23 protein-coding genes are annotated in these 25,860 nt (G+C 69.8%); 10 read left to right on the forward strand and 13 right to left on the reverse strand.

The genetic code is table 11. The annotated features are described in order from the left end of the window. Positions 1-259, forward strand: a 259-nt coding sequence (locus K313_RS21535; RefSeq protein WP_034253883.1) for an ATP-binding protein, incomplete at its 5' end; no start/stop codon positions are given. Positions 260-316: 57 nt separating this feature from the next. Here K313_RS21535 and K313_RS22660 read toward each other — a convergent pair. The 7 genes from K313_RS22660 to K313_RS0116740 form a co-directional block, all read right to left on the reverse strand. After that, complete coding sequence (locus K313_RS22660) at positions 317-1,330, reverse strand: phage major capsid protein (protein ID WP_029212586.1); 1,014 nt, start codon at positions 1,328-1,330, stop codon at positions 317-319. Positions 1,331-2,874: 1,544 nt separating this feature from the next. Continuing rightward, entirely contained in the window at positions 2,875-4,194 is a 1,320-nt protein-coding gene (locus K313_RS0116710; RefSeq protein ID WP_169516859.1) for a DNA primase family protein, read from the reverse strand. Positions 4,195-4,269: 75 nt separating this feature from the next. Next, the gene (locus K313_RS24745; protein ID WP_276203044.1) at positions 4,270-4,398 is read right to left on the reverse strand and encodes a hypothetical protein; all 129 of its coding nucleotides are present in this window, start codon (positions 4,396-4,398) and stop codon (positions 4,270-4,272) included. 91 nt (positions 4,399-4,489) lie between these two features. Beyond that, entirely contained in the window at positions 4,490-5,353 is an 864-nt protein-coding gene (locus K313_RS23205) for a DNA-primase RepB domain-containing protein (protein ID WP_084412967.1), read from the reverse strand. Positions 5,354-5,447: 94 nt separating this feature from the next. Then, positions 5,448-5,612 carry a hypothetical protein gene (locus K313_RS0116730; RefSeq protein WP_156911441.1) on the reverse strand — a complete coding sequence of 55 codons (165 nt, stop codon included), beginning with the start codon at positions 5,610-5,612 and terminating at the stop codon, positions 5,448-5,450. A 506-nt stretch (positions 5,613-6,118) separates the two neighbouring features. After that, a complete protein-coding gene (locus K313_RS0116735) occupies positions 6,119-6,382 on the reverse strand; it encodes a hypothetical protein (protein WP_156911442.1) in 264 nt (87 codons plus the stop codon). A 246-nt stretch (positions 6,383-6,628) separates the two neighbouring features. Next, complete coding sequence (locus K313_RS0116740; protein WP_084412969.1) at positions 6,629-8,299, reverse strand: recombinase family protein; 1,671 nt, start codon at positions 8,297-8,299, stop codon at positions 6,629-6,631. Positions 8,300-8,601: 302 nt separating this feature from the next. Between K313_RS0116740 and K313_RS0116745 the strand changes: the two genes are divergently transcribed. Both K313_RS0116745 and K313_RS0116750 read left to right on the forward strand, forming a co-directional pair. Continuing rightward, positions 8,602-10,104 carry a gluconokinase gene (locus K313_RS0116745; RefSeq protein WP_029212593.1) on the forward strand — a complete coding sequence of 501 codons (1,503 nt, stop codon included), beginning with the start codon at positions 8,602-8,604 and terminating at the stop codon, positions 10,102-10,104. Between the two features lie 118 nt (positions 10,105-10,222). Next, on the forward strand, positions 10,223-11,428 hold the full coding sequence (locus tag K313_RS0116750; RefSeq protein WP_029212594.1) for an MFS transporter: 1,206 nt from the start codon (positions 10,223-10,225) through the stop codon (positions 11,426-11,428). A 3-nt stretch (positions 11,429-11,431) separates the two neighbouring features. Here K313_RS0116750 and K313_RS0116755 read toward each other — a convergent pair whose 3' ends face one another. Then, positions 11,432-12,169: a dienelactone hydrolase family protein gene (locus K313_RS0116755; protein WP_029212595.1), complete on the reverse strand. Its 738-nt coding sequence runs from the start codon at positions 12,167-12,169 to the stop codon at positions 11,432-11,434. Positions 12,170-12,218: 49 nt separating this feature from the next. On the opposite strand from K313_RS0116755, the gene miaB reads away from it, so the two are divergent. After that, positions 12,219-13,736 carry a tRNA (N6-isopentenyl adenosine(37)-C2)-methylthiotransferase MiaB gene (gene miaB / locus K313_RS0116760; RefSeq protein ID WP_034253889.1) on the forward strand — a complete coding sequence of 506 codons (1,518 nt, stop codon included), beginning with the start codon at positions 12,219-12,221 and terminating at the stop codon, positions 13,734-13,736. A 7-nt stretch (positions 13,737-13,743) separates the two neighbouring features. Here miaB and K313_RS0116765 read toward each other — a convergent pair whose 3' ends face one another. Together K313_RS0116765 and K313_RS0116770 are read right to left on the reverse strand one after the other, a co-directional pair. Next, positions 13,744-13,941 (reverse strand): hypothetical protein, encoded by a 198-nt coding sequence (locus K313_RS0116765; protein WP_019284573.1) that lies wholly within the window; start codon positions 13,939-13,941, stop codon positions 13,744-13,746. Beyond that, positions 13,938-14,861 carry an EamA family transporter gene (locus tag K313_RS0116770; RefSeq protein WP_029212597.1) on the reverse strand — a complete coding sequence of 308 codons (924 nt, stop codon included), beginning with the start codon at positions 14,859-14,861 and terminating at the stop codon, positions 13,938-13,940. The genes K313_RS0116765 and K313_RS0116770 overlap by 4 nt, the downstream gene beginning before the upstream one ends. Positions 14,862-14,933: 72 nt before the next feature. Here K313_RS0116770 and K313_RS0116775 point away from each other — a divergent pair, with 72 nt between their 5' ends. Beyond that, on the forward strand, positions 14,934-15,860 hold the full coding sequence (locus K313_RS0116775; RefSeq protein WP_029212598.1) for a LysR family transcriptional regulator: 927 nt from the start codon (positions 14,934-14,936) through the stop codon (positions 15,858-15,860). A gap of 49 nt (positions 15,861-15,909) precedes the next feature. Here the strand turns inward: K313_RS0116775 and K313_RS0116780 are convergent, their stop codons facing one another. Continuing rightward, on the reverse strand, positions 15,910-16,107 hold the full coding sequence (locus K313_RS0116780) for an antitoxin (protein WP_029212599.1): 198 nt from the start codon (positions 16,105-16,107) through the stop codon (positions 15,910-15,912). A 125-nt stretch (positions 16,108-16,232) separates the two neighbouring features. Between K313_RS0116780 and miaA the strand changes: the two genes are divergently transcribed. The 3 genes from miaA to ggt all read left to right on the forward strand — a co-directional run bounded on the left by miaA (position 16,233) and on the right by ggt (position 20,282). Next, a complete protein-coding gene (gene miaA / locus K313_RS0116785; RefSeq protein WP_029212600.1) occupies positions 16,233-17,228 on the forward strand; it encodes a tRNA (adenosine(37)-N6)-dimethylallyltransferase MiaA in 996 nt (331 codons plus the stop codon). Continuing rightward, positions 17,225-18,229 (forward strand): diaminopimelate epimerase, encoded by a 1,005-nt coding sequence (gene dapF / locus K313_RS0116790; RefSeq protein WP_029212601.1) that lies wholly within the window; start codon positions 17,225-17,227, stop codon positions 18,227-18,229. Before miaA ends, dapF begins: the two co-directional genes overlap by 4 nt. 133 nt (positions 18,230-18,362) lie before the next feature. Then, positions 18,363-20,282: a gamma-glutamyltransferase gene (ggt, locus tag K313_RS0116795; RefSeq protein WP_029212602.1), complete on the forward strand. Its 1,920-nt coding sequence runs from the start codon at positions 18,363-18,365 to the stop codon at positions 20,280-20,282. 82 nt (positions 20,283-20,364) lie between these two features. Here ggt and K313_RS0116800 read toward each other — a convergent pair whose 3' ends face one another. Next, positions 20,365-20,790: an acyl-CoA thioesterase gene (locus K313_RS0116800; RefSeq protein ID WP_029212603.1), complete on the reverse strand. Its 426-nt coding sequence runs from the start codon at positions 20,788-20,790 to the stop codon at positions 20,365-20,367. A 69-nt stretch (positions 20,791-20,859) separates the two neighbouring features. Beyond that, on the reverse strand, positions 20,860-21,483 hold the full coding sequence (locus tag K313_RS0116805) for a class I SAM-dependent methyltransferase (RefSeq protein ID WP_029212604.1): 624 nt from the start codon (positions 21,481-21,483) through the stop codon (positions 20,860-20,862). A gap of 96 nt (positions 21,484-21,579) precedes the next feature. On the opposite strand from K313_RS0116805, the gene K313_RS0116810 reads away from it, so the two are divergent. Both K313_RS0116810 and K313_RS0116815 read left to right on the forward strand, forming a co-directional pair. Next, entirely contained in the window at positions 21,580-23,148 is a 1,569-nt protein-coding gene (locus K313_RS0116810) for an alkaline phosphatase D family protein (RefSeq protein WP_029212605.1), read from the forward strand. Positions 23,149-23,261: 113 nt separating this feature from the next. After that, positions 23,262-25,664, forward strand: coding sequence for a sodium-translocating pyrophosphatase (locus tag K313_RS0116815; protein WP_029212606.1), 2,403 nt, complete (start codon positions 23,262-23,264; stop codon positions 25,662-25,664). Positions 25,665-25,860: the final 196 nt, after the last annotated feature.

A 25,860-nucleotide genomic window follows, 5' to 3' on the forward strand; every position in this document is an offset into this window, starting at 1 on the left:
TGAAGTCGGCTACGTCGGCCTGGATCCGCGCGGCGCCGAGCTGCTGTTCCAGATCATCACCGCCCGCGAAGAGAGAGCCTCCATCGCCTGCGCGTCCAACGCCCCCTTCAGCGAGTGGGGCAACACCTTCCCCGACCCCCGCCTGGCGGCCGCCGTCGTCGACCGGCTGACCTTCAACGCCCACATCATCCAGACCGGCACCACATCCTACCGGCTGACCAGCAGCACCGCGACGAGGAAGGAGAACAACCCCACCTGACCCCCTGCTCGACGACCACGCCGAGCAGACGTCACCCAAACCGGGGGTGGGGCCAAATCAAAGCATCACAGTGGGGCCAAATGGGCTTGTCATTCTCACACGGGCGATGGAGTTGCTGATGGCGACCGGGACGCCCCACAGGCGACGGGCGGCACGGTCCACGGGGGAACCGGCCTGGTCGTTCAGCAGGTACTGTGACGTCTCGATGGCCTCCCAGTCGAGCGGGTTCAGGAAGATCCCGTCGGGGGTGTATCCCATCGTCTCGAGCTGGGTGATGGCGGCGCGGGTGGTCAGGATCGGGTCGGTCTTGAACGTCTGCACCTGGATGCCGCTCGTGACGTTGAGGCCCTTGAAGTTCTCGCCCGTGCCGTCGCCGTTGAACAGCTGGTTCTCGACGCCGACGAACAGCCCATACTGGAGCTCGTTGGCCAGGAACCGGGCCAGGTTCTCGTTGTCCGACAGGTCGTAGATGTGGATCGGCTCGGACAGGTGAGCCACGACCTTGAGGCGGTTCTCGACGCGCTTCATCACGTACTGCGACGTGGGCTTGACCTCTCCGACGGCAACGGGCTTGGCCTGGTTGTCGCGGGTGGTCTGCTGCAGGAACGAGTAGTCACGCGGCACGCGACGGGCCGGGATCAGGTCCCAGATGGTCGATGCCGGGACGCCCATCGGCACGGGCGCCTCGGGGACCATGACGGGCTCGATCACGTCCACGGAGGACACGAGCGACTTCACCCCGCCGGTGGCACCGGTCGCGGTCGCCTTGGTCAGTACCGGGGCGAGGGCATCCTTGGAGCCGACGCGCAGGTACCCACGGTCCTCGGTGGTCGCGGGAGCGAAACCACCACTGCCGGGCTCACCGCCCGTCCACCCGTCGAACTGCTTCATGAGCTTGTCGGTCTCGAGCCGACCCTTGATCGCGGCGTCGATCTGACCGACCTCGGCCAGAATGGCGTCGATACGGCCCTTCTGCCCATCGGTCAGGGCAGTGCCGGACTGCTTGGCACCGTCAACGATGCCCTTTGCTTCACGGGCCAGCTCGGTCCGCTTCTGGATGAGAGTTTCCATGTTGTTTCTCCTTGAGAAAAGTTGTTGAGTTTCCCAAGGTTGCTCAGACGGAGGGTTATGCCTCCCGACCTAGCGGGAGAGTTCACAGAGCCGTTGGCCCGAGAATCACAGATCGTATGGCGTCCGGCGGTGCGCAGGTAATCCTGCCTTGGCTTTCAGCGGCCCGTTCTGTGGTTCTCTTTCAAACCTTGCAATACATACAATAACGCACAGGAAATGCAGACTCAAACAACAGGTCGATCTGACAGGGATATGCCCACACCCCCCTGGGGGATGGCCATTTCTCTGACTGGTGGGCGCGCATTGTCTGATGGCCTTGTAAGCGTCTGTGAGACGCTAGAAATGGCCGGTGCGGGTGATTCCCCGGAGCGGCGGTAATAAGCGGCCTGTGGCCCCGCTAGGTGCCTCTAGACGGGTGTTGTGCGCGATGGCGGGGCGCGTGACCGGCCTGAGGGCTCCCGGGGAGAGTGTTGGAGAGCCCTCAGGCCGTTGTTGCGAATGGGTTGCATTTAGAGATTAGCCCAGAAATTATGCGGAACACCACCGGCGCTGGTCCGTCACGACTCGGTCTCGTGATTTGCACCCCCATACCGGTACCACTTCCTCACCCCGCTCCTCGGCGTCACGCTTGAGGCTCGCCCCTCGTCCGCTTGCGATGCCTCGGCCACGATCCACCCCCCGTCCTCACGCTTCACCACGCCGAGTGCCTCGAGCTGCGTCAACGGTCGATAGATGGCTTTCGTCGTCGTGCGCTCGTCGGTCCATCGCTCCCGTTGCTCGTCGCTCCCCGCCTTCCACGCGGCATCGCCGGGCCACGGCACCCCTCCGGACCGGTCCACCTCCCGTGCCACCTGGCGCGTGGTCGCCCCTCGGTATGCCGCCCGTCGCCGCCCGGTCGATGTTCGCCCCGCCCGCCACTCCCTCTCAAGACGCCGCACCGCCCACAGCGCCTCAGCCTTCCGCCCGGCCACGGTCACCTCGGCCCCGTCGGGGGTGTGTGCCTTCATCGTGCTGCTCCGCGCATGGCCCGGGCACGGGCAATCACCCGGTGCCGGGCACAGACCCGACAGATCGACCCCGTGAACCGGCTCACATACTTGCGTCGGCGACATGCGCCGCATCTCTTCATCGGCCTCGTATTGCGTGCCATTTCTGGTCCTGCCTTTCTTGTTGGGGCCTGTGCACGTATGGCTGTTGCCATAGATGCATGTAGTTCATTGAGTGTGTGTTGGGGGTGCATGTATGCATGTATGTGGGGGGTCAGGCCTGTTGACCTACTTCCCATACATGCATACATGCACCCGCCACGGGGACGTGTACGTATGGATGCATCAATGGGGCGAGCCGGGCGCATCCGGGGTTCCGGGGTCATCGCTTGGGGGTCGTGAGTTACTGAAGTTACTGAACAAAACAACTTGCCATCGTGAGCTGAAATTTCAAAGGATTTTTGTTCAGTAACTTCGGTAACTCCACACCCGCTGACATGCGGAAACGTGCATGGGTAGTTACTGAGTACCCCGATCAAGCGTGGGGTCCAAAACTGGCTAAGAATCAGGGTGGCACCAGCCGAGGACGTAGTACTGATTCCCCGTGCCACGCTCGATCCGAAGTCCGCGGCCTTCAAGTTCCGACTTGAATCGACGGGATGAGATAGACGATCGCTCGTCCTGACAGAACGCGGCGTGCATTTCACGCAGGAGGACGCGCCCAGTAACTTCACGTTCGTACGAAGCCTCAAGCCATGACCGAATCTGATCTTCGTTGCGGCGGTACTCCACGGCGCGAGCCCGGATCACGTCCGGCTCGTCCAGGCCGCCACGTGTCGTGTACTGCCGCAGCCCTTCGATGGCCCAAAGCAAAATGGACTCGGCCTCGACCTTCAACTTGTCGCCCAGGTCCGGATCGCGCCGTTCAGGCGGAATCACAACATCGAAAGGAACGACGCGAATGCGCTCCCACACCGCCGGGTCATCCCCCTTGACGGTAGGAAGATAGTTAGTGACCATCACCGATGAGTGCGACGGCTCGAACCTTACAAAGTCCTTGAAGAGGCGCCGAGCCGCAATTATGTCTCCCCCGGTGAGATTCTTCATTGCCGCCTGGGCGAGGGGTTGGTCCCGCTCCGTCTCGGAGACGACCACCCATCGACGCCCGCGCAGATCAACAGCCCCAGTGCCTTCTTGCGCGCGAGCCGACATGAACAAGTCAGAATTGGCTTGTAGCGCATACTCGCCCAACGTGTGTGAGACGGCACCGTAGAACACGCCCTTGCCGTTCCGCCCGCCTCCATGAAGGATGACGAGTGCGTGCTCGCGGGACTTGCCGATGAGGGCCTGTCCAACGTATCTCTGCAAGTACGAACGCACCTCAGGATCCGGGAGCACGTCACATAGGAACGCGTCCCACGAATCCCCCTTGGCGTCAGGGTTATACGCAGCACGACACTGCTTGGTGATGTAATCCCCCGGGTCGTGTGGGTGTAGTTCGAGGGTGTGGAGGTCGAGCGTGCCATTAGCGACGTTGAGCAGCCACGGGTCGGAATCGAAGTCACCGAACGGGCGGGACATGAACGCCCGCGCCACCCTCAGCGCGCCATCCTGACCTGACGCCGACTGGCACCCCTTGATCGCGCGGGCCAAGCGTTCGTCATTTTTGGCCGACTGCCAAGCCTGATCCATCATGCTGATGAGGGCTCGCCGTGCTCTGTCCGTTTCATCCTCAACCCATCGGGTCTTTGACCAGTACATCCATCCGATACCGGGCACCCAAACGAGGCGCTTTCGGTACTTGGCGGCAAACATCTTGGCGATGAGGGTCTGCCCGCTATCGGATTGCGTAATGTCAAGCGGGTTCTGCGTCGTCATCGCCACTGCATTTTCTGATCGACGGGTCACCCCAACCACCTCAAAAACGTAGGGCATGCGCCACGCGCGCGAGTCTTAACTCTCATCGTTGTTCTCCTTCTTCTTGTTGTTGGTACTCTTGGGCGTCGGCCATGCCTCCCGTTCAAGGGCGGCGACGCGGCGCTCCAGCCGGGCGATGCGCGCCTCAAGCGATTGGGTCGTCATGCGTCGCTCCCAATGCGTTGCTCGAGCCGGGCGAGCCGTTCGTCCTGTTGCCGTGACCGCTCGATCAGCGTCCGTATCCTCTGCTCGGTAGTCATCGCGTCCTCCTACTCACAGCGCGAGCAATGTCCTGAGCAAGGCGGGTGTCGTCGTCCCACTTGTCCACGACCGATCCACGCAAGGCGTGGAAGCAATCGGCAGGCGTGTGCCCGTTGTCGAGCAGGTACGCGATGAGCCGCCCGAGCACCACGTGACGGGGGCCGTCCGGGGCGTTGCTCTGCCACCTGACCTTGCCGGGGACCGGTCGCCCGGACCGTGGGCCGTCGATCACGTCGGCCACGTCCACCTCTGTGAGCGTCTGTGCGGCCACGACAGGGAGCGTGGCGGGGTCGGTGACCATTGACCGTCGGGCACGAATCACACGGCCTCTCAGGGGCTTACGTGGGTCCTTGTGGTGCCACGACCCGGGGATGCGCAGCACCTTGGACCCGGACTGCCCGTGCGGATCACCGCCGAGCTTGTCCGTCAGGGCCTTGTTCGTGCCCAGCCACACACCCGGGTCAGCGAGCGATGACGACAGCACCCACACGGCTTGGTGGTTGCCGGGAGACGTGCGCCACAGGAAGGCCGGGGCAGGGTTCACGTCGGCGGGTGTGGGCGGGTGTCGGCCATCGTTGGAGTCCAGGTCGGCCCACAGGCGATCGCGGGTGAGCAGATTCTTAGCCGCCCGGTTCGGTGAGCTGTAGACACCGGGGGTGAAATACTGCACGACGCCGGAGTTCCAGTGATCCCGTACGTGCTGCTCGACATATGCCTTGCCTGTCGGCCAGTGAAAGGCTGGCCCTTCGTCCCACGGCTTGCCCCGGTGGAGGATGGGCAGGAACACATATCCTGTCGCGTCGCCCCAGATAGCGGCAAGCATCTTCAAGCTGAGTTCGATTGATTCTTCACGGTTCATTCGATATCATCTCCATTGTCTGGTACTGCTCATGCCATACACCTCGGAAGAAATGCGCGGCCCCCCGGAGTCCCATTCGGGGGGTCGATCCGAGTCACGACGCCTTCCTGTTAAACTCGCGCAGTCTGAGCGCGTCGTCGCGCCACAGCAGGTTGAGCGCGGCATTGGGCTTGAGCACGGGAATCTGCCACGCCTTGATCCGCTTCAAGAGCCACGTGTAGGGCACCCCGTAGTACGCGGCAACGTCGGGGATGGTCACGACCTCGCAGTCCGTCAACGTCCCGCGCGGTGTGGGCAGGTCGGCGGGCGTATCTCGTATCACTCGCATGGTCAATCTCCTTGGTAGATAGATGGGTTGAGATGTGAGAACGTCGCCCAGGGATATCTGCGGATGAACTCCCCGACCCGGTATCTCCACGCCTCACCGTCACGGGTGTAGATGCGAAAGCCTGGGGGATAGGGGAATCCATGCGCGATAACTTGCGCGCCGTCTTCAGTTGGCTCCGACATGACACTTGACCTTTCTTGTGTGGGGTCCCGTGTCGTCGGTAATGACATTCATTCATTTCACCGATCTGCCCGCAACCGTCAAAGCGGGGGGTCAGAGAATTGGTGTGACACACATCACACTGTGGAGTTGTCAAAGATCATGTACGGCCCTGTAAGGCGTTGAAATGGTGCGGGGGTGTCGTCACCCCGGGAACGCACGAACGGCCCTCTAAGGGGTCTCTCAGGTGGTCAGAGGACCGTCCGTGCGTGGTGGGGTCACTCCCCGGCGGCGCGCCTCATGGCGTCGTGCAGCGCGGTGAGGTCTGCGACTGCCTCGTCATGGCCCATCACTGAGGCCGGAGTTGCAGTGGTTCCGCTTTCCATCTGCGCGCGGTCGAGCGCCCTCTTGACGTGGTCCCTCATCTCGAGGGCGTCGAGCTGCCACTGCGCAGCGATCTGAACGGTGCCGTCGGGGTTGGTCACCACTTCGACCACCCGGGCGTAGCGCGATACCTCGTGGAGAAGGTACTCGTGCGCCATGCGAGAGAGGTGGTGGCGGTGCCGTTGACCGGTCATGGTGGTGCTCCTCTTGGTGGGAGCGGCGCAACCTGGCGACCCGGGCCACCACGCAAGGAAGCCCCAGGGCAAGCCAAATGACGTGATAGCACGGGTCATTTGGTTATGCCGCTAGGGCTTGGTACTTCAGCCGCCATCTTGGCGACGATCAGAGAGTATGAGTACTGGGAGTCGTTTTCAAGTCCCTGCCACGTGGGTCATCTGTACGGGCTAGACACACAGGTGCAATCTGCCCAACTCGACCGCTGCTTCGAGGTCGGCGTCGGACGGGATGCAGCATGGGTCGGCGGGTGGCTCTTCCCACATGAGCGTCTTCGTCACGGGGTTGTAGGTCATGGCGACGGGCGCCCACCCACGGGCGGTGCCGTCATCGTTGGTCTCACGCACCACGGCCACGTCAGGCCGGTGGACGCACGACACCACGACATGCGGCGGCCTGCCTCGCCAGTCGAAGGTCACTGTGCCGGGGTTGAACGTGCGTACTCCCTTGCCCTGCGGAGCGATACGCGGGGAGCACAGGTCGCGGATGACCGCCCGCTGCCGGTCGAGGTCCATGTCGTCCCACACGGCCCGCACGTCGGCGTCGGGCAGCAGGTCGGGCAGGGAGTCGGTCCGGGCGAGCGCCTCGCGTCGGGCTTGTATGTCCACGAGCGCCTCACGTGCCCGTGCGGTCGCAGCAGTCAGCTGTGCCATCGTGAGCGCGCCGTCCACGTATGCCGTGGACATGTCGTCCATGCGCTGCGTGAGCGCCTGCTCCCGCTCTGTCAGGTCCCTCAGCGTGTCGCCATCGGCGGGGGTGTGCGCGTATAGCCACGGCGCTTGCGCTCGGTGCCGCAGGGCCGTCAGGACAACGTCGGTCACATGCTCGTTGATCGGGTCCGCCTGCCGGTTGAAGTGAAACCCGTTGAGGCACTTGTAGGTCGGTGCCTTCGTGCGCGTGCTTCCCACCGTGCCGTTCACCGGGTGACCGCACACCGCGCACAGGGCGATGCCGCTCAGCAGGTACCGGTTGGGTCGCCCAGGTCGCTTGCGCTCCGGGGAATTGAAGAGCGACACGAGGTGCCGGTGCTCGTCCTCGGTGATGATGGCCAGCGAGGGGTCTCCGGGGTACTGCTCCCCGCCGTAGGTCACGATGGCGGCATACCGGGGGTTGGTCAGCATCGAGCGCATGGTGGTCGGTCGCCACATGTTCGGCCTCACGGTGCCCGTGCAGCCGTCGTGACCACACGTGCCACGGTTGGCGGGTGCGCGGTGGCCGCAGGTGTCGCAGACGCCGACGGTCGTCGTCACGCCCCGGTCGTTGAAGTCCCTCACCACGCTCATGAGGGTGGCCCCGTTGAGCACCTGGCGCACGGCCCGCTTGAAGTGGTCCGCCTCGGTGGGGTCGATGACGAATCGCTTGTCTTGGACGACGTATCCGAACGGTCGCCCGCCGCTCGTCGGCATGCTGCCGCTGCGCGCCCGCTGCAGGTTCTTGGCCCGTTGTCGGAGCGCCTTTTGCTCACCCTCGTACTGCGACCACGCCGTGACGGTCCGAGCCACGGCACGTCCGGCGGGGTTGGACAGGTCGACGTGGCCGGCCTTGACCGCATGCACGTTCACCGCGAGGTCGATCACCCGCTCGAGGTCACGGATGACGCGCACGAGCCGGTCCGTGTGCCATACGACGATCTGCTCCGGGCGGTCCCTCAGCATGCGCTCGAACTGCGGGCGCTCAAGACCCGTCGTCGCGCTGCGGTCGTTGTCCACGTACTCAGCCGTGACCGTCCACCCCCGGTCGGCTGCCAGTTGTCGGCAGTCCTCCAACTGCCGGGAGACAGCTAGTTCATCCCTGCCTCGATCCATCGATTGACGTGCATAAATGGCGGTCGTGGGTGTCATGTGCCCATCGTATCGACATGGGTCACAATCCACGGTGCATCAACCCGCAGAACACGACCCAGATGAGATTGAGGAGCAGGCGCACGGTGACCTCCGAGGTGACGGGTGAGGTGCTGTCACCAGGGTCGACGTGCGGCACGCCCACGGTGTTCCCGCCAGGTCCGGATTTCAGTGGCCCCTCAGGGATGTCCCGCAAGGACCGACCGACGTACCGACAGGCCGCGTGCCCGTCGTCTCGTCCCGACCTGCGACGCGCGCCCGCCCCGACCTAGGCTGGGAGACCCCCGACCCAAGGAGTCCCCGTGAGCGACCCGTCGTTCGAGATCGACATCGACCAGGCGGAGCAGCCGATCGTGCTCGCCCTCGACGTGGGGTCCACCGCCAGCCGTGGAGCGTTGTACGACGCCGCGGGTCGCCCGGCGGGCAAGCGGGCCAAGCGGCCGCACGCCTTCACCACCGCTGCGGACGGCACCTCGACGATCGATCCCGACGAGGTGGTCGCCGAGCTGACCGCGATCATCGAGGAGCTGCTCGAGCAGGTGGGCGACACGACGGTCGGGGGCGTCGCGATCGACACCTTCGCGTCGTCGCTGGTCGGCGTGGCCGAGGACGGGTCGCCGCTGACCCCCTGCATCACGTATGCCGACGCCCGCTGCGCGGACGAGGTCGCCGTCCTGCGCGAGGAGCTGGACGAGGCGGACGTCCAGCAGCGCACGGGCACCCGCATCCACACGAGCTATCTCGCGCCGCGGCTGCGGTGGTTCGCCCGGGAGCAGCCCGACCTGGCCGCGCAGGTGAGTCGCTGGATGTCGCTGGGGGAGTACGTCCTCCACCGGCTCATCGGGACCGCGGACCCGGGCACCTCGACGGCCGCCTGGACCGGCCTGCTCGACCGTCGGACGGGGGAGTGGGACGAGCAGCTGCTCGAGGTCGCCGGGGTGACGGCCGAGCAGCTGGGCAGGCCACGTGACCCCAGCGACACCCTCACGCCGGTCGTCGACGTGGGTGGCCGCTGGCCGGCCCTCGCGGAGGCTCGCTGGTTCGCGCCGATCACCGACGGGTTCGCCAGCAACCTCGGAAACGGCGCGACGGGGCCCGACACCGTGGTGGCGAGCCTCGCCACGAGCGGCGCGATGCGGGTTCTGATCGAGGGGGCGCCGGACACGCTCCCGACCGGGCTGTGGAACTACCGCGTCGACGACCGCCGCTCGCTCGTGGGCGGAGCTCTCAACGACGTCGGCCGGGCCGTGACCTGGGCCGAGGAGACGCTCCGGCTGCCCGAGGAGCGCGACGGGCTCGACGTCATCCTGAGGGCGGAGCCGGATGCGGGGACCCCCTTGGTGCTGCCCTTCCTCACCGGCGAGAGGTCGACCGGCTGGGCCGGCGGCGCTCGGGCGGCCGTGACGGGTCTGACCGTCTCGCACCAGGCACCCGAGATCTTCCGCGCGCTGATGGAGGGCGTGGTGCTGAGCTATGCCCGCCTGGCGGTCCAGCTCGAGGAGGCGGCCGGCGCCCCCGAGCGCATCCTCGCGAGCGGCCGCGTCGGGCAGGACCTGCCAGGCCTGTTCGCCCTGCTCGCCCACGCCGTCGGCAAGCCCGTCACCCCCGTGACCATCAAGCGCGTCACCCTCCACGGCACGGCCCTGCACGCCCTCGAGGTGCTGGCTCCCGACGTCGAGCGAGCCGCCCCGACGACGGGCGACACCGAGCAGCCCGAGGCGGACGCCACCCGGCACTTCGCGGACCGGCTCGCCCGGTTCGAGGAGCTCTACGCCGCGATCGTCGCCCCCACTCCCCGCCACTGACCTCACGAGGGCAGGCGGCGGGCGGCCGGCATACGGTCCCCGTGGCCCTCTTGAGCGCGCGGGGGGCACGATGCGGACGCGGCGCACGGCCCGGGTCGTGGGCGGCTAGGGTCGCGGGGTGTCCTCTCGTGCTGACCTGCGCTGGCTGCTGCCTGGCTTCGTCGCGGTGGCGCTGGTGTGCCGGCTGCCGATCACCAGCCTGCCACCCGCGCTGGCGACCATCAGCCGGGACCTCCAGCTCACGCCGACGCTCGCGGGGCTGACGACCACGCTGCCGCTGATCTGCTTCGGGCTGTTCGCGTTCGTCACGCCGTTCCTGGTGGCGCGGTGGGGGACCGAGCGCACCCTCCTCGCGGCCACCGCGCTGACCGTGGTGGGCGTGGTGGTGCGCAGCCTGCCGACCACGCCCACCTTCTACCTCGGCTCCGTCGCCCTCGGCCTCGGGATCGCCGTCATGAACGTCGTCCTCCCCGCCGTCGTCCGCAGCCGCTTCCCGGACCAGGTGCCGCAGCGGATGAGCCTCTACACCGTGTGCATGATCAGCGGCGCCTCCGCGGCCGCCGCAGCCACGGCGCCGCTGCTCCAGCACGGCCTGTCCTGGTCGTGGACCCTCGCGATCTGGGTGCTGCCCCTCACTGCGGCGCTGGTCCTGTGGGGGGCCGCCACCCGGGAGGTCGTGCGGCACCCGACCGGCGGTCACGCCTCGACCCCGCAGGCGCCGACGGGCATGGTGCACGTCGTGCGTCACCCGCGCACCTGGTGGACGGCGGCCTTCATGGGTCTGCAGTCGCTCTGCTTCTACATGCCGCTCACCTGGCTGCCCGCGATCCTGCGCAGCCACGGGGTGGCCCCCGCGACGGCGGGCGTCATGCTCGGGGTCTACATGGGCCTCGGGATCCCCGGCAGCTTCCTCGGACCGCGTATGGCGACGCACCGTCATGCCCCTCGCGTCCTCGCGGCGTTCTTCGCGGCGTACGCGCTGGGGGTCGTGGCGCTGCTGGGCAGCGCGACCACCGCGCTGCTCGGCGTGGTGGTCATGGGGTTCGGGCAGGGGGCGGGGATCGCCATCGCCCTGACCTTCATCGCCCAGCAGCGCGACCCGCACGACGTGCCCGCCGTCTCGGCCTTCGCGCAGGGCACGGGCTTCCTGCTGGCCGCGGTCGGCCCGGTGACGGCCGGCGCGGTCTACCAGGCCAGCGGGAGCTGGACCGTGCCCGTGCTGCTCATCCTCGGCGTCGCGCTGGCCCAGGCCATGAGCGGCCTCGTCCTGTCGAGGCCCACAGCCGCGGCCGCCTCGTCACGAGGCGCGCCCGCCCGTTCCTAGCCCTCAGGCCGGGCCCGGGGCCAGGTGCTCGCCGAAGAACGCCTGGATCCGCCCCCACGCGTCCTCCCGCGTCTGTGGCGAGGCCCCGAACCCCGCCACGCGCAACAGGGGAGAGAGGACCGCCGGGCCGGGCGGCGCGTCGTTGAGGAAGGCGTGCCCCGCGTCCGGGTAGGAGACCACGTCGTGCGCCACGCCCGCCGACGCCAGCCTGGACCGGAGCGTGGCCGCAGCCCCCGGCAACGTCGGGTCCTTCTCGCCATACGACCCGACGACCGGACAGCTGCGCGAGAGGTCCTCGGGCACCTGCCCGTAGTTGGCGCTCGCGACGTCGTAGCGGTCGCGGTCGCAGGCCAGCAGGGCGAAGCCCCCGCCCAGGCAGAAGCCGATCACCCCCGCGCGCCCGGTGCACCAGGGCTGCGCGACCGCCCAGAGCCTGGCCGTCTCGAGGTCGACGAACGCCCGACCCGTCCCGGACTGCATGGCCCGCATCGTCGCGACGAGGCACCGTTTGGCGCCGCCGTCGGCATACAGGTCGGGCACCACGACGACATAGCCCCAGCCGGCGATCCGGTCGGCGTGGCTGCGCATGTCGTCGTTGACGCCGAAGGCCTCCATCGCCATCACGACGGCCGGCCACGGACCCGACCCCTCCGGTCGAGCGACGTAGGCACGGAGCCGCTGCGAGCCCCCTCGCGCCCGGGATGCCTCGGCCAGGTCGATACCGCCAGTCACGAGCGTCATGGCTGCCAGGCTAGCTCTCGTCCGTGGCTGGCCTATCCTGGGTGACGCGATGAAGACCTATGACGTACGCACCCACGGGTGCCAGATGAACGTTCACGACTCCGAGCGACTGGCCGGCCTCCTCGAGACGGCGGGCTATGTCGACCTCGCGAGCCTCCCGACCGACGAGCGGCCCCCGACGGCCGACGTGGTGGTCTTCAACACCTGCGCCGTGCGCGAGAACGCCGACAACAAGCTCTACGGCAACCTCGGCCAGCTGCGTCCGGCCAAGCTCGCCAACCCCGACCTGCAGATCGCCGTCGGCGGCTGCATGGCGCAGAAGGACCGCGACACCATCGTCAAGCGGGCCCCCTGGGTCGACGTCGTCTTCGGCACCCACAACATCGGGTCCCTGCCGGCCCTGCTCGACCGCGCGCGCCACAACAAGGAGGCGCAGGTCGAGATCCTCGAGTCGCTCGAGACCTTCCCCTCGACGCTGCCGACGCGCCGCGACTCCGCCTACGCCGGCTGGGTGTCGATCTCGGTGGGCTGCAACAACACCTGCACCTTCTGCATCGTCCCGGCGCTGCGCGGCAAGGAGCAGGACCGGCGTCCCGGCGACATCCTCGCCGAGTGCCGCGCCCTGGTGGAGCAGGGCGTCGTCGAGATCACCCTGCTCGGCCAGAACGTCAACTCCTACGGCGTCGAGTTCGGTGACCGCGGGGCCTTCGCCAAGCTGCTGCGTGCGACCGGCGAGATCGAGGGCCTGGAGCGCGTCCGCTTCACGAGCCCCCACCCGGCCGCGTTCACCGACGACGTGATCGACGCGATGGCCGAGACGCCCAACGTCATGCCGAGCCTGCACATGCCGCTCCAGGCCGGCTCCGACCGCGTGCTCAAGGAGATGCGCCGGTCCTACCGCTCCGAGAAGTTCCTCGGCATCCTCGACCGCGTCCGCGACCGGATCCCGCACGCCGCCATCACGACCGACCTCATCGTCGGCTTCCCCGGCGAGACCGAGGCGGACTTCGCGGAGACGCTGCGGGTGGTCGAGGCGTCCCGCTTCTCGAGCGCGTTCACCTTCCAGTACTCCATCCGCCCCGGCACGCCCGCCGCCACCATGGACGACCAGGTGCCCAAGGCCGTGGTGCAGGAGCGCTTCGACCGACTCATCGCCCTGCAGGACCGGATCTCCTGGGAGGAGAACCGCAGGCAGGAGGGGCGCACGGTCGAGGTGCTGGTCGCGCCGTTCGAGGGGCGCAAGGACGCCGAGACCGCGCGGATGTCCGGCCGCGCGCGCGACAACCGCCTCGTGCACTTCGCAGTGCCCGAGGGGGCCGAGCGCGCCCGGCCGGGCGACGTGGTCGAGGTCGACGTGACGTATGGCGCCCCCCACCACCTCGTCGCGGACGGGGCGCTCGCGGGAGGGACCTATCGCGTGCGTCGCACGGCGGGCGGGGACGCCTGGACCGCGCTGCAGGACGCGCCGGTGCCGGGCAAGCCCGCGGTCTCGCTGGGGATGCCGTCGATCGGCAGGCCCGCCGCGAGCGCGGTCACGGTGCGCAGCGGCCCCGCCTGCGGCGCCTGACCTGACCTCAGTCGGGCATCCCGCTGCCGGTCACCGCTCCGGTGCCGGTGTCGGTCGACCCCTCGGTCGCGGCCTGCTGCATCTGGCCGTGGTCGGCGTCGGGGGAGTCGTGGGCGATGTCGGCCTGGCCGGGGGCTGCCTCCGCGGCGGCCTCCTGCGCGGCCTTGGCACCCTCGGGCAGCTGCTCGTCACGCATCTCGGTCATGGTGTGGCTCCTTCGAGTCGATCGGTGCCCTCCACCCTAGGCACCGCGAGGCCGCTGCGGGGCCTTCGCCCGGACCAGAGCACGCCCGCGATCACGAGGACACCGCCGAGCAGCTCGATCGCGGTGGGGCGCTCGCCGAGCACCAGCCAGGCGGTGAGGATCCCGACGACGGGGACGAGCAGCGAGTATGGCGCCACCACCCCCGCCGGGTGCCGCGCCATGAGCCACACCCAGATGCCGGAGCCGACGACGGTGCCGAGCAGCACGGTGTAGGCGAGGCCGACCCACGCCGGCGCCGCCGCGGCCGACACCGACGTGCCGAGGGACGACGCGATGCGCGCGGGCCCTTCCACCAGCAACGACAGCACCAGCATGGGCAGCGGCGGCACCACGGACATCCATAGGGTCAGGTGCAGGGGCTTGGGCGCGCGCGCCAGGCGGCTGCACAGGTTGCCGAAGGCCCACCCCAGCCCGCCGAGCACCACCAGCACGAAGGGCAGCACGCTCGTCGCCGTCGCCCGTGACACGCCGACCAGCACGAGCCCACCCACCGCCACGGCGATCCCGACGCGTTGCGTCAGCCCCACCCGCTCGCCGAGCAGCAGCGCACCCAGCACCACGGTGAACGGCGCCGACGCCTGGAGCACGAGCGACGCCAGGCCGGCCGGGAAGCCCATGGCCATGCCGAGGTAGAGCCCGATGAACTGCACCGTCCCGAACCCCAGCCCGTAGCCGACCAGGCACGTCAGCGGCACGTCGGGACGGGGCACGAGCAGGATCGTGGGCACCGCGATGATCGCGAAGCGCAGGGCGACGAGGAACAACGGCGGGAACTGCTCCAGCGAGGTGTGGATCGCCAGGAAGTTGACGCCCCAGAGCACGGCCACGAGGGCCGCGAGGGCGCGGTGGGTCATCGGCATGCACCCATCGTCCGGCTCCGCGACCGTTCAGGGCAAGCGACGATCCATGACGCAAAGCATTAGGTTGGCTTCATGGATCTGCGTCACCTCGAGCTCCTCCGTGACCTGGCCGACCGCGGGACCCTGGCCGCCGTCGCCGCGGCCACCCACCGCACGCCCTCCGCGGTCTCCCAGCAGCTGCGCACCGCGGAGCGGGAGATCGGGGTGCGCCTCGTCGAGCCCGACGGCCGGCGCCTCCGGCTGACGGCCGAGGGCCGCCTGCTCGCGGCCGGCGCGGACGAGGTCGGCGAGGTGCTCGCCCGGGTCCATGGACGGCTCGACGAGCTCGTCGGCACCCCCGCCGGCACGGTCAGCATCGGCACGCTGCCCAGCGCCGGAGAGGCGCTGCTGCCCGGTCTCCTCCAGCGCCTCAGCAGCACGCAGATCCACTTGGAGATCGACGACTTCGACGTCCCCGAGGCGGAGTTCGCGGTGCGGGCCCGCGACGTGGACGTGGTGGTGGCGCACAGCCTCACGCCGGGGGCGGCGAGCGTCCAGGACGGTCTCGTGCGCCGCGTCATCGCCCGCGAGCCCATCGACGTGGCTCTGCCCGCGAGCCATCCGCTCGCGGGACGCGCGACCCTGCGCCGTGCGGACCTCGCCGGCACGACCTGGGTGGGCGTGCCGGTCGGCTACCCCTTCGACACGGTCATGGGGAGCATCGAGCGTGACCTCGGGGCGACCCTGGAGCGCCGCTACCGCCTGCGCGACAACCGGCTGGTCGAGTCGCTGGTGGCGTCCGGCGAGGGACTGGGTCTCCTCCCTCGTTTCACCACGCGATCACGCCAGGGGGTCGTCATACGGCCTCTGCAGGGTGTCCGGGCGCACCGCTCGATCTTTGCGCTGTCCCGCCGGGAGCGGCACGAGCGCCTGGCCGTGCGCACCGTCGTGGACCTGCTGGTCGAGGTCGGCCGCGATCTCGTGCGGGCACGGGGAGAGGCCGCCACCCGCGAGGGGTGACGGCCTCTCGCGTCGTGAGGCGACGGCCGGAGCCGTCAGCGGGACGACGTCACTGGCTGCTGTCGCCGACGCGCTCGTCGCCCTGCTGCTGGACAGAGTCGATCTTGTCGGAGTGCTGCCCACCAGTGCGCTCGTCGAGCTGGTCGCCAGCTCGCTCGATGCCCTGGTCGGAGAACTGCTCGACCTTCTCGGGGTTCTGCTCCGCAGCCTCGGTGGCCTTGTCCTTGATGTTGTCGAACATGCTCATCGCCGTCTCCTTCCAGTCGGGGCCAGGTCAGGAGCACCTCGGTCCGTCGCCGGCACGGTGCGCTCCGCCGACCACCCTGCCCCACGCGACCGGTCCTTGTCACTCGCTCTGGGACAATGGCACGTATGCCGGACCCCGCCCTGCCACCCGTCGTCGCCGTCGTCGGGGCCACCGCCACCGGCAAGTCCGACCTCGGGGTCGCCCTGGCCGCACGGCTCGGCGGCGAGGTCGTCAACGCCGACGCGATGCAGCTCTATCGCGGGATGGACGTCGGCACCGCCAAGCTGAGCGTGGCTGAGCGACAAGGGATCCCGCACCACCAGCTGGACGTCCTGGGCGTGCGGGACGAGGCGAGCGTCGCGGCCTACCAGCGCGAGGCGCGCGCCGACATCGACGAGGTCCGGCGACGTGGGCTCGTCCCTGTCCTGGTCGGGGGTTCGGGCCTCTACGTCCGGGCCGCGCTGGACCTGCTCGACATCCCGCCCACCGATCCCGACGTCCGCCGTCGGCTCGAGGCGGAGGTCGGCGACGACGCGGCGGGCCTGCCGGCGCTCGTCGAGCGCCTCCGACGGCTGGACCCCGTCGCCGCCGACCAGATCCTCCCCAGCAACGCCCGGCGCGTCGTGCGCGCGCTGGAGGTCATCGAGCTGACGGGGCGACCCTTCAGCGCGACCATGCCGGAGCGCACCCATCGCCTGCCCACGGTCGTCGTCGGGCTGCGTGTGGACCGGCCGGTGCTCGACGAGCGGCTCGGCCTGCGCATCGACCGCATGTGGGAGCAGGGGCTGCTCGACGAGGTGCGGGCGCTGGACGCCGCCGGGCTCCGCGACGGGCGCACCGCGAGCAAGGCGCTCGGCTACGCCCAGGCCCTGGCCCAGCTGGACGGCGACCTGTCCGAGGACGATGCCAAGGACTTGACGGCCACCCTCACGCGCAAGCTCGCTCGCCGCCAGGAGGCGTGGTTCCGCCCCGACCCCCGGATCACCTGGCACGACGCCACCGCGGTGGCCACGGGGGAGCGTCCCATCGGCGACCTGCACGACGAGGTGCACGCGGGCGTGCTGACGTCGCTGCCCGGCCTGTCAGCCCCGGCCCAGCGCGCAGGAGACAATGAGGCATGACCTCCGACCCGACCGAGCCCGTGGGCAGCCCCCGGCGCCTGGACTTCACCAAGGGCCACGGCACCGAGAACGACTTCGTCCTCGTCCCTGACGCGCAGGGCTCGATCCCGCTGTCCCCCAGCGAGGTCGCCTGGCTCGCCGACCGCCGCGCCGGCATCGGCGGAGACGGCGTCATCCGGGTCGTCCCCACGGCGCTCGCGGGCGAGCCCGCCGTCATGGACCAGGCCTCGGACGCGCGCTGGTTCATGGACTACCGCAACGCCGACGGGTCGGTCGCCGAGATGTGCGGCAACGGCACGCGGGTCTTCGCGGCCTACCTGCGCCGCGAGGGCCTCGAGCAGGACCCGGAGTTCGCGATCGCGACCCGCGCCGGGCTCAAGCACGTCCGCGTGGGTGCTGGAGGTGGTCACGGCGACGGCGGCCACGGCGGCGACGGTCGAGGTGCAGGCGCTCGCGAGACGGGGGAGACGGCATACGCGGTCAACCTCGGACCCTGGCGGCTGAGCTCGCCCGCCGAGGCTGCTGCGCAGGGCTCGGACGCGCTGGTCAAGGTCGACGACCACGAGGCCGTCCCCGCCCTGTCGCTCGACCTCGGCAACCCGCACACCGTCGTCATGCTGCCCGCCGGCCGCGAGCTCGACGAGCTCGACCTCACCCGAGCGCCGCTCGTGCAGCCGACGCCCCTCGAGGGCACCAACGTGGAGTTCGTGCAGGTGCTCGGGCCGGGGCACATCCGCATGCGCGTGCACGAGCGCGGGGTGGGGGAGACCCGATCCTGCGGCACGGGGGCCGCTGCCGCGGCGCTCGCGGTCCGCTGGTGGGCCGGCGGGGGCGACGCCGGAGCCGACGGGGCACCCCGGGACCAGGTCACCGACCTCTGGCGGGTCGACGTGCCCGGCGGCACGGTGCACGTCCGCGCCCTGCCCGGCGACCAAGTCGAGCTCTCCGGCCCGGCAGCCCTGGTCGCCGACGGCACCGTCGAGCTGCCTCCCCGGCGCTAGCCGGCTGCTGACCGGGCGATCGCTGGTCGATCTGTCCACGCCCTGGGACGACTCACGCACCAGTTCCGGACGGATGTCCCACATGCTGGATCGCCCCTTCTGCCCGAGATGTCCCAGCGCCTAGTTTCCGCAGATGACTGCACCCAGCCCCCGCGGACCTCGTCCGTCGGCCACGCTCCGGGGCGTCCTCGCCCTCGCGCTGGCCCTGCCTGTCACCGCCGCCGCCTCCCTCACCACCGCCGGCGCCACGCCGGTCCCGCAGCGTCCCGCCCCCCGTGACCAGGGGCCTGTCGGTCACACCCTGCCCAAGACCGGCACCATGACCGGCTCCGGCGGGGCCGTCGCCAGCGTCGACCCGGTCGCCAGCCAGGTGGGCATCGACGTGCTCAAGCGCGGGGGCAACGCCGCCGACGCCGCCGTCGCGACGGCGGCCGCCCTCGGCGTCGTCGAGCCCTACGCCAACGGCATCGGCGGTGGCGGCTACTTCGTCTACTACGACGCCCGCACCAAGCGCGTGTCGACCATCGACGGGCGCGAGACCGCCCCGGCCGGCATGACCGAGACGTCCTTCCTCGAGGGCGGCAAGCCGATGGACTTCACCAAGGCCGTCAACTCGGGCCTGTCCGTGGGGGTCCCGGGCACCGTGGCGACCTGGCAGGCGGCCCTGCAGGACTACGGCACCCGGTCGTTCAGCCAGATGCTGGCCCCGGCCGAGGAGATCGCGCGTCGTGGCTTCGTCGTCGACGACGCGTTCGAGACCGCCACCGCCGACAACGCCAAGCGGTTCGCGCAGTTCCCGGCGACCGCCTCGCTCTTCCTCCCCGGCGGCAAGCCGTTCGAGGCGGGCACGGTCCTGCGCAACCCGGACCTCGCAGCGACCTACGCCGAGCTGCGCCGCCGCGGTCCGTCGGCTCTCTACCGCGGCGGGATCGCCCAGGACATCGCCAAGGTCGTCAACACGCCGGTCACCGTGCCCGGCGTGATGGTCCCCAGCGGCACCATGACCACGGCCGACCTCGGTCGCTACCAGGTCAAGCGCCTGGCGCCCATCCACTCGACCTACGAGGGACACGACTACTACGGCATGGCGGGGTCGTCCTCGGGCGGCATCGCCGTCGCCGAGACCCTCAACCTGCTCGAGGAGTATGCCGAGCGCACGGGCGTCCCGCTGCGCGACGTCGACGACGTGCAGTACTACCACCGCTTCGCCGAGGCCACCGCGACGGCGTTCGCCGACCGCAACCGCTGGGTGGGCGACGTGCCCGGCGTGCCGCGCCAGCAGCTGGTGTCGCAGGGCTTCGCGCGGGAGCGGGCGTGCGGCTTCGACCCGGCCAAGGCGCAGCAGCGTCCCATCGCCTTCGGCAACCCCGACGGGGCCTACGGCGGCTGCGGCACTGCGCTCGGCAAGGCCGGCCAGGGCAACGACGGCCAGGCCACCACGCACCTCACGGTGGCCGACAAGTGGGGCAACGTGGCGTCATACACGCTGACCATCGAGCAGTTCGGCGGCAGCGGCATGGTGGTCCCCGGTCGTGGTTTCCTGCTCAACAACGAGCTGACCGACTTCAACTTCAAGCCGATGACGGAGGGCGTCCCTGACCCCAACCTCCCGGCGCCGGGCAAGCGTCCGCGCTCGTCGATGAGCCCGTCGATCGTGCTCAAGGGCGGTCGGCCGTTCATGGCGGCCGGTGCCGCCGGCGGCGCGACCATCATCACGACGACCGCGCAGACGATCACCGAGGTCATCGACCGCGACAAGACCGCGATGGGTGGGCTTGCGGCGCCGCGCATCTCCTCGCGCAACACCGCGGCGACCGCCGAGCCGCAGCTCATCCACAGCGCGACCGGAGCGGCGCTCAAGGTACTCGGCCAGCCGATGACCTCGGCCGAGACCATCGGGCGCGGCACCGCGATCCGCGTCCTCGGGCGCAACCTGTTCGACGCCGGGGCCGAGCCGACCCGCGGTGGCGGTGGGTCCGCGATGGTCGTGCACCAGGGGAAGCCCAGCAAGCCCAGCAAGCCCAGCAAGCCCACCAAGCCCCGCCACCGCTGACCCCGCGCCCCTCCGCCGAGTGGTCACGTCCCGACGTTCGGGACGTGACCACTCGGCGGACTCGGCGTCGGGAGGTGACCCCTCAGCGGACTGGTGGCTCGACTCGCTCGATGCGCAGCCGCGCGGGCACCCGGTCGCGGTCGAAGGTGATGGAGTCGTAACCGTGCGGCCTCGGGTTGCCCTCGTCGTCCAGGGCCACCATGACGATCTCGTCGATCGTGATGATGCTCTTGCCGGTGAACACGTTGCGCACCTCGCAGCGCAGCGTCAGGGAGGAGCGGCCCCAGCGGGTCGGCAGCAGGCCCATCTCGATGATGTCGCCCTGTCGCGCGCTGGAGACGAAGTTGATCTCCGACATGTACTTCGTGACCGTGCGCTCGTTGCCGAGCTGGATGATCGCGTAGATCGCGGCCTCCTCGTCAATCCACCGCAGCAGGCTCCCGCCGAAGAGCGTGTGGTTGGCGTTGAGGTCCTCGGGCTTGACCCACTTGCGCGAGTGGAAGCGCATGTCCTCGAGCTGTCCCTGGCCGTCGTGGGCGTTGTCGTCGATCGTCACGGGGACCCAGTCTAGGCCGGTCTAGCCCGCGACCCTCCGGACGTGCAGGACCCGGAATCCCCTGGCACTCGTGAACCGCTCGACCTGCAGCCCTGGACCCAGCTCGCGCTCGATCCAGGCCTGCAGCGAGTCCGAGCCGAGGTTCTTCTGCACGACGAGATAGGCGTGCCCGTCCGGCGCGAGCCGCGGCAGCCACGTGCGCATGAGGTCGTGGAGCACGGCCTTGCCGACCCGGATCGGGGGGTTGGACCAGATCAGGTCGTATGCCGTGCCCGCCGGCACCTCCTCCGCCGTCATCGCGCGGATCCCGGTGCAGCCCAACGACTCCGCGTTGCGGCGGGTGAGGTCCAGGGAGCGCTCGTTGACGTCGACCGCGTGGATCGTGGCGTCGGGGGAGCGCAGCGCCAGCGCCAGGGCGATGGCCCCCCAGCCGCAGCCGAGGTCGAGGAAGGTGCCCGCGGCGGGCGGGGGTGGTGCCTCCGCGAGCAGCACGGCGGTGCCCTTGTCGAGGCCGTCGGGGGAGAAGGTGCCGGGGGCGGTCTCGACGTCCACGGTCCGGTCTGCCAGGCGGAGGCGGATCGACCGGCGCTCGGTCTCGGTCGCCGGCTCGCTCGACGTGAAGTAGTGCTCCTGCTGCTCATTCATCACGTCAGACCCTAGCCCGCGGCATACGGCATGGTTTGCCGGACCGTCACCCGGGCGCACCCCGCCCGTTCACCCGGGAGGCGCAGAGTCGCCGTCATGGCCAACGTGTCTCGCCGTTCCCTGCTCACCGGTGCCCTCGGCGGCGCCGGCCTCGTCGCCCTTGGTCAGTCGACCTCCGTGGCGGCCGGTGGCAGCCCCGTGCTCGTCCGTGGTCGCAGCACGCTGCCGAGCGGGGTGCAGGCGGGCGACGTCACCTCCCGCTCCGCCGTGGTGTGGTCGCGCTCCGACCGTCCCGGCCGCATGGTCGTGCGCCTGACCTCGGGCGGTCGTCGAGGCTCGTGGCGCGAGCTGGCCGGACCCTGGGCGACGCCGCGCAGCGACCTGACGGCCAAGCTCGAGCTGAAGGGCCTGGCGCCCGGCCGCGACTACGAGTACCGCGTGCAGTTCGAGGACCTCGACGGGCACCGGGGCGAGGTGGGCGTCGGTCACCTCAGCACCGCCGCCGTCCACGACGCCCCGACGAGCTTCGTGTGGACCGGCGACACGGCGGGCCAGGGCTGGGGCATCAACCCCGACCTCGGCGGGATGATCGCCTACCGCGCCATGCACGAGCTGCGCCCGGACTTCCTCATCCACTCCGGCGACAACATCTATGCCGACGGCCCGATCCAGGAGCGGGTCGTCGAGCCGGACGGCCAGGTATGGCGCAACGTGGTCACCCCGCAGGTGGCCAAGGTCGCGGAGTCGCTGGACGAGTTCCGGGGGCGCTACCGCTACAACCTCATGGACAAGAACCTGCGCGGCATGTACGCCGACGTCCCGGTCATCAGCCAGTGGGACGACCACGAGACCACCAACAACTGGTACCCCGGCGAGGTGCTCGACGACCCGCGCTACGCCCGCGAACGGCGCGTGGACGTGCTCGCGACCCGCGCCCGCCAGGCCTTCTTCGAGTTCATGCCGATCGCCGACCGGCACGGCCGCGGGGTGCGCGACCTGGGACAGGCTCCCCGCGTCTACCGCAAGGTCGAGCGCGGCGCCCACCTGGACGTGTTCAGCCTGGACATGCGGACCTACCGCGGCGCCAACACCCCCTCGCTGGAGAAGCAACGGACGGCCTTCCTCGGCACCGAGCAGGTCGACTGGCTGCTGCGCGAGCTGCAGCGCTCCCGGGCGACGTGGAAGGTCATCGCCGCCGACATGCCGATCGGCATCATCGTGCCGGACGGCACCGACATCGAGGCGATCGCCAACCGCGATCCGGGTGCACCGCTGGGCCGCGAGCTGGAGCTCGCCTACCTCCTCAGCGAGATCAAGCGCCGCAAGATCCGCGGGGTCGTGTGGTTCACGGCCGACGTGCACTACTGCGCGGCGCACTACTACGACCCGGCCAAGGCGGCCTTCACCGACTTCGACGGCTTCCACGAGTTCGTCGCCGGCCCGATCAGCGCGGGCGGGTTCGGCCCCAACCAGATGGACGCGACCTTCGGGCCGCAGGTGCTCTTCCAGGGGGTGCCGCGCCACGCCAACCAGTCACCGCGGGACCAGCGCGCGATGTTCTTCGGCTACACCGAGGTCGATCGCGCGGGCACGATGACGGTGAGCCTGCGCAACGGGCTCGGCCAGGTGCTCTACACCAAGGAGCTTGCGCCGCAGGGACACTGACGCCCTCACGACGCGCCGTCGAGGCCCCCTGGTCATGTGGGTCGCACCACCCTAGACTGCGAGCCACCTGAGGGCGGTGCTCACCGTCCGTAGCCGCACGTCAAGGAGGACGGATGCGAGCTCTCGTCGCCATCACCCAGCTGCCAGCCACCAGCCTTCCCACCACCCGACCGATCCAGGCCGCCGGGGACCACGTCCCCGTGTCCGGGGGGAGCATCACGATCGTCGCGGTGATCGCGGCGGTCTCGCTCCTGGCTCTCGTGGTGGGCACGGTGCTGCGCTCGCAGGTGCTGCGTGCCGACACGGGGACACCGGGGATGCAGCGGGTGGCCGCCGCCATCCAGGAGGGCGCGAGCGCCTACCTCAACCGGCAGCTGCGCACCCTGGCGATCTTCGTCCTCGTGGTGTTCGCCCTGCTGTTCCTCCTGCCGGCCGACGACGGCTCCGTCCGGATCGGACGGAGCCTCTTCTTCGTGGTGGGCGCGTTGTTCTCGGCGTTCATCGGCTACCTCGGCATGACCCTCGCCGTCCAGGCCAACGTCCGCGTCGCCGCGGCGGCCCGCGACGGGCATCGGGCGCCCGGGTTCACCCTCGCGGTGCGCACCGGGGGAGCGGTCGGTATGGCGACCGTGGGTCTCGGCCTCCTCGGGGCGAGCGTGGTGGTGCTGATCTATCGCGCCGAGGCGCCCGCGGTGCTCGAGGGATTCGGTTTCGGGGCGGCGCTGCTCGCGATGTTCATGCGCGTCGGCGGCGGCATCTTCACCAAGGCCGCGGACGTCGGCGCCGACCTGGTCGGCAAGGTCGAGCAGGGCATCCCCGAGGACGACCCCCGCAACGCCGCGACGATCGCCGACAACGTGGGCGACAACGTCGGTGACTGCGCCGGCATGGCGGCCGACCTGTTCGAGTCCTACGCCGTGACCCTCGTCGCGGCCCTCATCCTCGGCAAGGCCGCCTTCGGCGAGCAGGGCCTCGTCTTCCCGCTGATCGTGCCGGCCATCGGCGTGCTGACGGCCGTCCTCGGCGTCTACGTCACCCGCTCGCGCCCCGGCGAGAGCGGGCTCACCGCGATCAACCGCGGCTTCGCCATCGCCGCCGTCGTGTCCGCCGTGCTGTGCTCGATCGCCGCGTTCGTCTACCTCCCCGGCACGTTCGCCGAGCTGCGGGGCGCCGAGGCCGCCGGCATCGACCGCGACCCGCGCCTGCTGGCCATCGGCGCCGTGCTGCTGGGCATCATCCTCGCTGCCGTGATCCTCAAGATCACCGGCCACTACACCGACACCGAGTCCGAGCCCACGCGCAACGTCGCCCGCACGTCCGTCACCGGCGCGGCCACCGTCATCCTGTCCGGCATCGGCGTCGGTCTGGAGTCCGCGGTCTACACCGCCACGGTCATCGCGGGTGCGGTCTACCTCGCCTACCTGCTCGGTGGCGGCTCGGTCATCGTGTCGCTGTTCCTCATCGCCCTGGCCGGCTGCGGTCTGCTCACCACCGTCGGCGTCATCGTGGCGATGGACACCTTCGGTCCCGTCAGCGACAACGCCCAGGGCATCGCCGAGATGTCCGGCGACGTCGACGAGGCCGGCGCGCAGGTCCTCACCGACCTGGACGCGGTGGGCAACACCACCAAGGCGATCACCAAGGGCATCGCCATCGCGACGGCGGTGCTGGCCGCGACGGCGCTGTTCGGCTCCTACAACGACGCCGTCATCACGGCCCTCGCCGAGGCCGGGCGCGACACCTCCGAGGCGGTCAGCGGGTATGCCGTGACCTCGCCCAACGTGCTCGTCGGGCTGATCCTGGGCGCGGCGGTGGTCTTCCTCTTCTCCGGCCTCGCGATCGACGCCGTCACGCGCGCCGCCGGCGCCATCGTCCTCGAGGTGCGTCGCCAGTTCCGCGAGCACCCGGGGATCATGGACGGCACCGAGCTTCCGGAGTACGCCCGCGTCGTCGACATCTGCACCCGAGACTCGTTGCGAGAGCTGGCGACTCCCGGACTGCTCGCGGCCCTGGCCCCGATCATGGTCGGCTTCGGGCTGGGCTTCGGCGCCCTCGCGGGCTTCCTCGCCGGCGCGATCGGAGCTGGCGTGCTGATGGCGGTCTTCCTGGCCAACGCGGGCGGCTCGTGGGACAACGCCAAGAAGCTCGTCGAGGACGGCGCCCACGGCGGCAAGGGCTCCGACGCCCACGCCGCCACGGTCATCGGCGACACGGTCGGCGACCCGTTCAAGGACACCGCCGGCCCGGCCATCAACCCGCTGATCAAGGTGATGAACCTCGTCGCCGTGCTCATCGCCCCCGCCGTCGTGCAGATGTCGGTCGGCGCCGGAGCCTCACCGTGGCTCCGCGCGGGCATCGCCCTCCTCGCCCTGGCGATCATCGCCGCCGCGATCCTCGTGTCCCGACGCCGCGTCGACGACGCCCTGCCGGAGGTCGAGCACCTCGTCGGCCCCTCGCCGGACCTGCCCGCCCGAGGCGAGCACCCGCACCTGGACAAGGTCCGGGACCTCGACTGACCCCGCCCCCCTCCCAAGATCGTGGGGGTTTCGTCCAAGAATCTTGGGCGAAACCCTCACGATCGTGGCGCGGGGGGCGCGTGGGCGGCGCTTCGTGAGCCGGGAGCTCAGTTTGGGTCGTCTGGTGGGCGTTGCGGGGCGCGTGGGCGGCGCTTTGTGAGCTGGGAGCTCAGTTTGGGTCGTCTGGTGGGCGTTG

This window comes from Arsenicicoccus bolidensis DSM 15745 (genome assembly GCF_000426385.1).
GTDB lineage: Bacteria > Actinomycetota > Actinomycetes > Actinomycetales > Dermatophilaceae > Arsenicicoccus > Arsenicicoccus bolidensis.

What these genes read in the sequence shown, in the direction of transcription:
- K313_RS0116780 (WP_029212599.1), bottom strand. Translation starts at nt 16,107, where the DNA reads ATGAGCATGTTCGACAACATCAAGGACAAGGCCACCGAGGCTGCGGAG.
- miaB (WP_034253889.1), top strand. Translation starts at nt 12,219, where the DNA reads ATGAAGACCTATGACGTACGCACCCACGGGTGCCAGATGAACGTTCAC.
- K313_RS0116740 (WP_084412969.1), bottom strand. Translation starts at nt 8,299, where the DNA reads ATGACACCCACGACCGCCATTTATGCACGTCAATCGATGGATCGAGGC.
- K313_RS0116735 (WP_156911442.1), bottom strand. Translation starts at nt 6,382, where the DNA reads ATGGCGCACGAGTACCTTCTCCACGAGGTATCGCGCTACGCCCGGGTG.
- K313_RS22660 (WP_029212586.1), bottom strand. Translation starts at nt 1,330, where the DNA reads ATGGAAACTCTCATCCAGAAGCGGACCGAGCTGGCCCGTGAAGCAAAG.
- miaA (WP_029212600.1), top strand. Translation starts at nt 16,233, where the DNA reads ATGCCGGACCCCGCCCTGCCACCCGTCGTCGCCGTCGTCGGGGCCACC.
- dapF (WP_029212601.1), top strand. Translation starts at nt 17,225, where the DNA reads ATGACCTCCGACCCGACCGAGCCCGTGGGCAGCCCCCGGCGCCTGGAC.
- K313_RS0116800 (WP_029212603.1), bottom strand. Translation starts at nt 20,790, where the DNA reads ATGCGCTTCCACTCGCGCAAGTGGGTCAAGCCCGAGGACCTCAACGCC.
- K313_RS0116810 (WP_029212605.1), top strand. Translation starts at nt 21,580, where the DNA reads ATGGCCAACGTGTCTCGCCGTTCCCTGCTCACCGGTGCCCTCGGCGGC.
- K313_RS0116775 (WP_029212598.1), top strand. Translation starts at nt 14,934, where the DNA reads ATGGATCTGCGTCACCTCGAGCTCCTCCGTGACCTGGCCGACCGCGGG.
- K313_RS23205 (WP_084412967.1), bottom strand. Translation starts at nt 5,353, where the DNA reads ATGAACCGTGAAGAATCAATCGAACTCAGCTTGAAGATGCTTGCCGCT.
- K313_RS0116815 (WP_029212606.1), top strand. Translation starts at nt 23,262, where the DNA reads ATGCGAGCTCTCGTCGCCATCACCCAGCTGCCAGCCACCAGCCTTCCC.
- K313_RS0116765 (WP_019284573.1), bottom strand. Translation starts at nt 13,941, where the DNA reads ATGACCGAGATGCGTGACGAGCAGCTGCCCGAGGGTGCCAAGGCCGCG.
- ggt (WP_029212602.1), top strand. Translation starts at nt 18,363, where the DNA reads ATGACTGCACCCAGCCCCCGCGGACCTCGTCCGTCGGCCACGCTCCGG.
- K313_RS0116805 (WP_029212604.1), bottom strand. Translation starts at nt 21,483, where the DNA reads ATGAATGAGCAGCAGGAGCACTACTTCACGTCGAGCGAGCCGGCGACC.
- K313_RS0116755 (WP_029212595.1), bottom strand. Translation starts at nt 12,169, where the DNA reads ATGACGCTCGTGACTGGCGGTATCGACCTGGCCGAGGCATCCCGGGCG.
- K313_RS0116710 (WP_169516859.1), bottom strand. Translation starts at nt 4,194, where the DNA reads ATGACGACGCAGAACCCGCTTGACATTACGCAATCCGATAGCGGGCAG.
- K313_RS24745 (WP_276203044.1), bottom strand. Translation starts at nt 4,398, where the DNA reads ATGACGACCCAATCGCTTGAGGCGCGCATCGCCCGGCTGGAGCGCCGC.
- K313_RS0116770 (WP_029212597.1), bottom strand. Translation starts at nt 14,861, where the DNA reads ATGCCGATGACCCACCGCGCCCTCGCGGCCCTCGTGGCCGTGCTCTGG.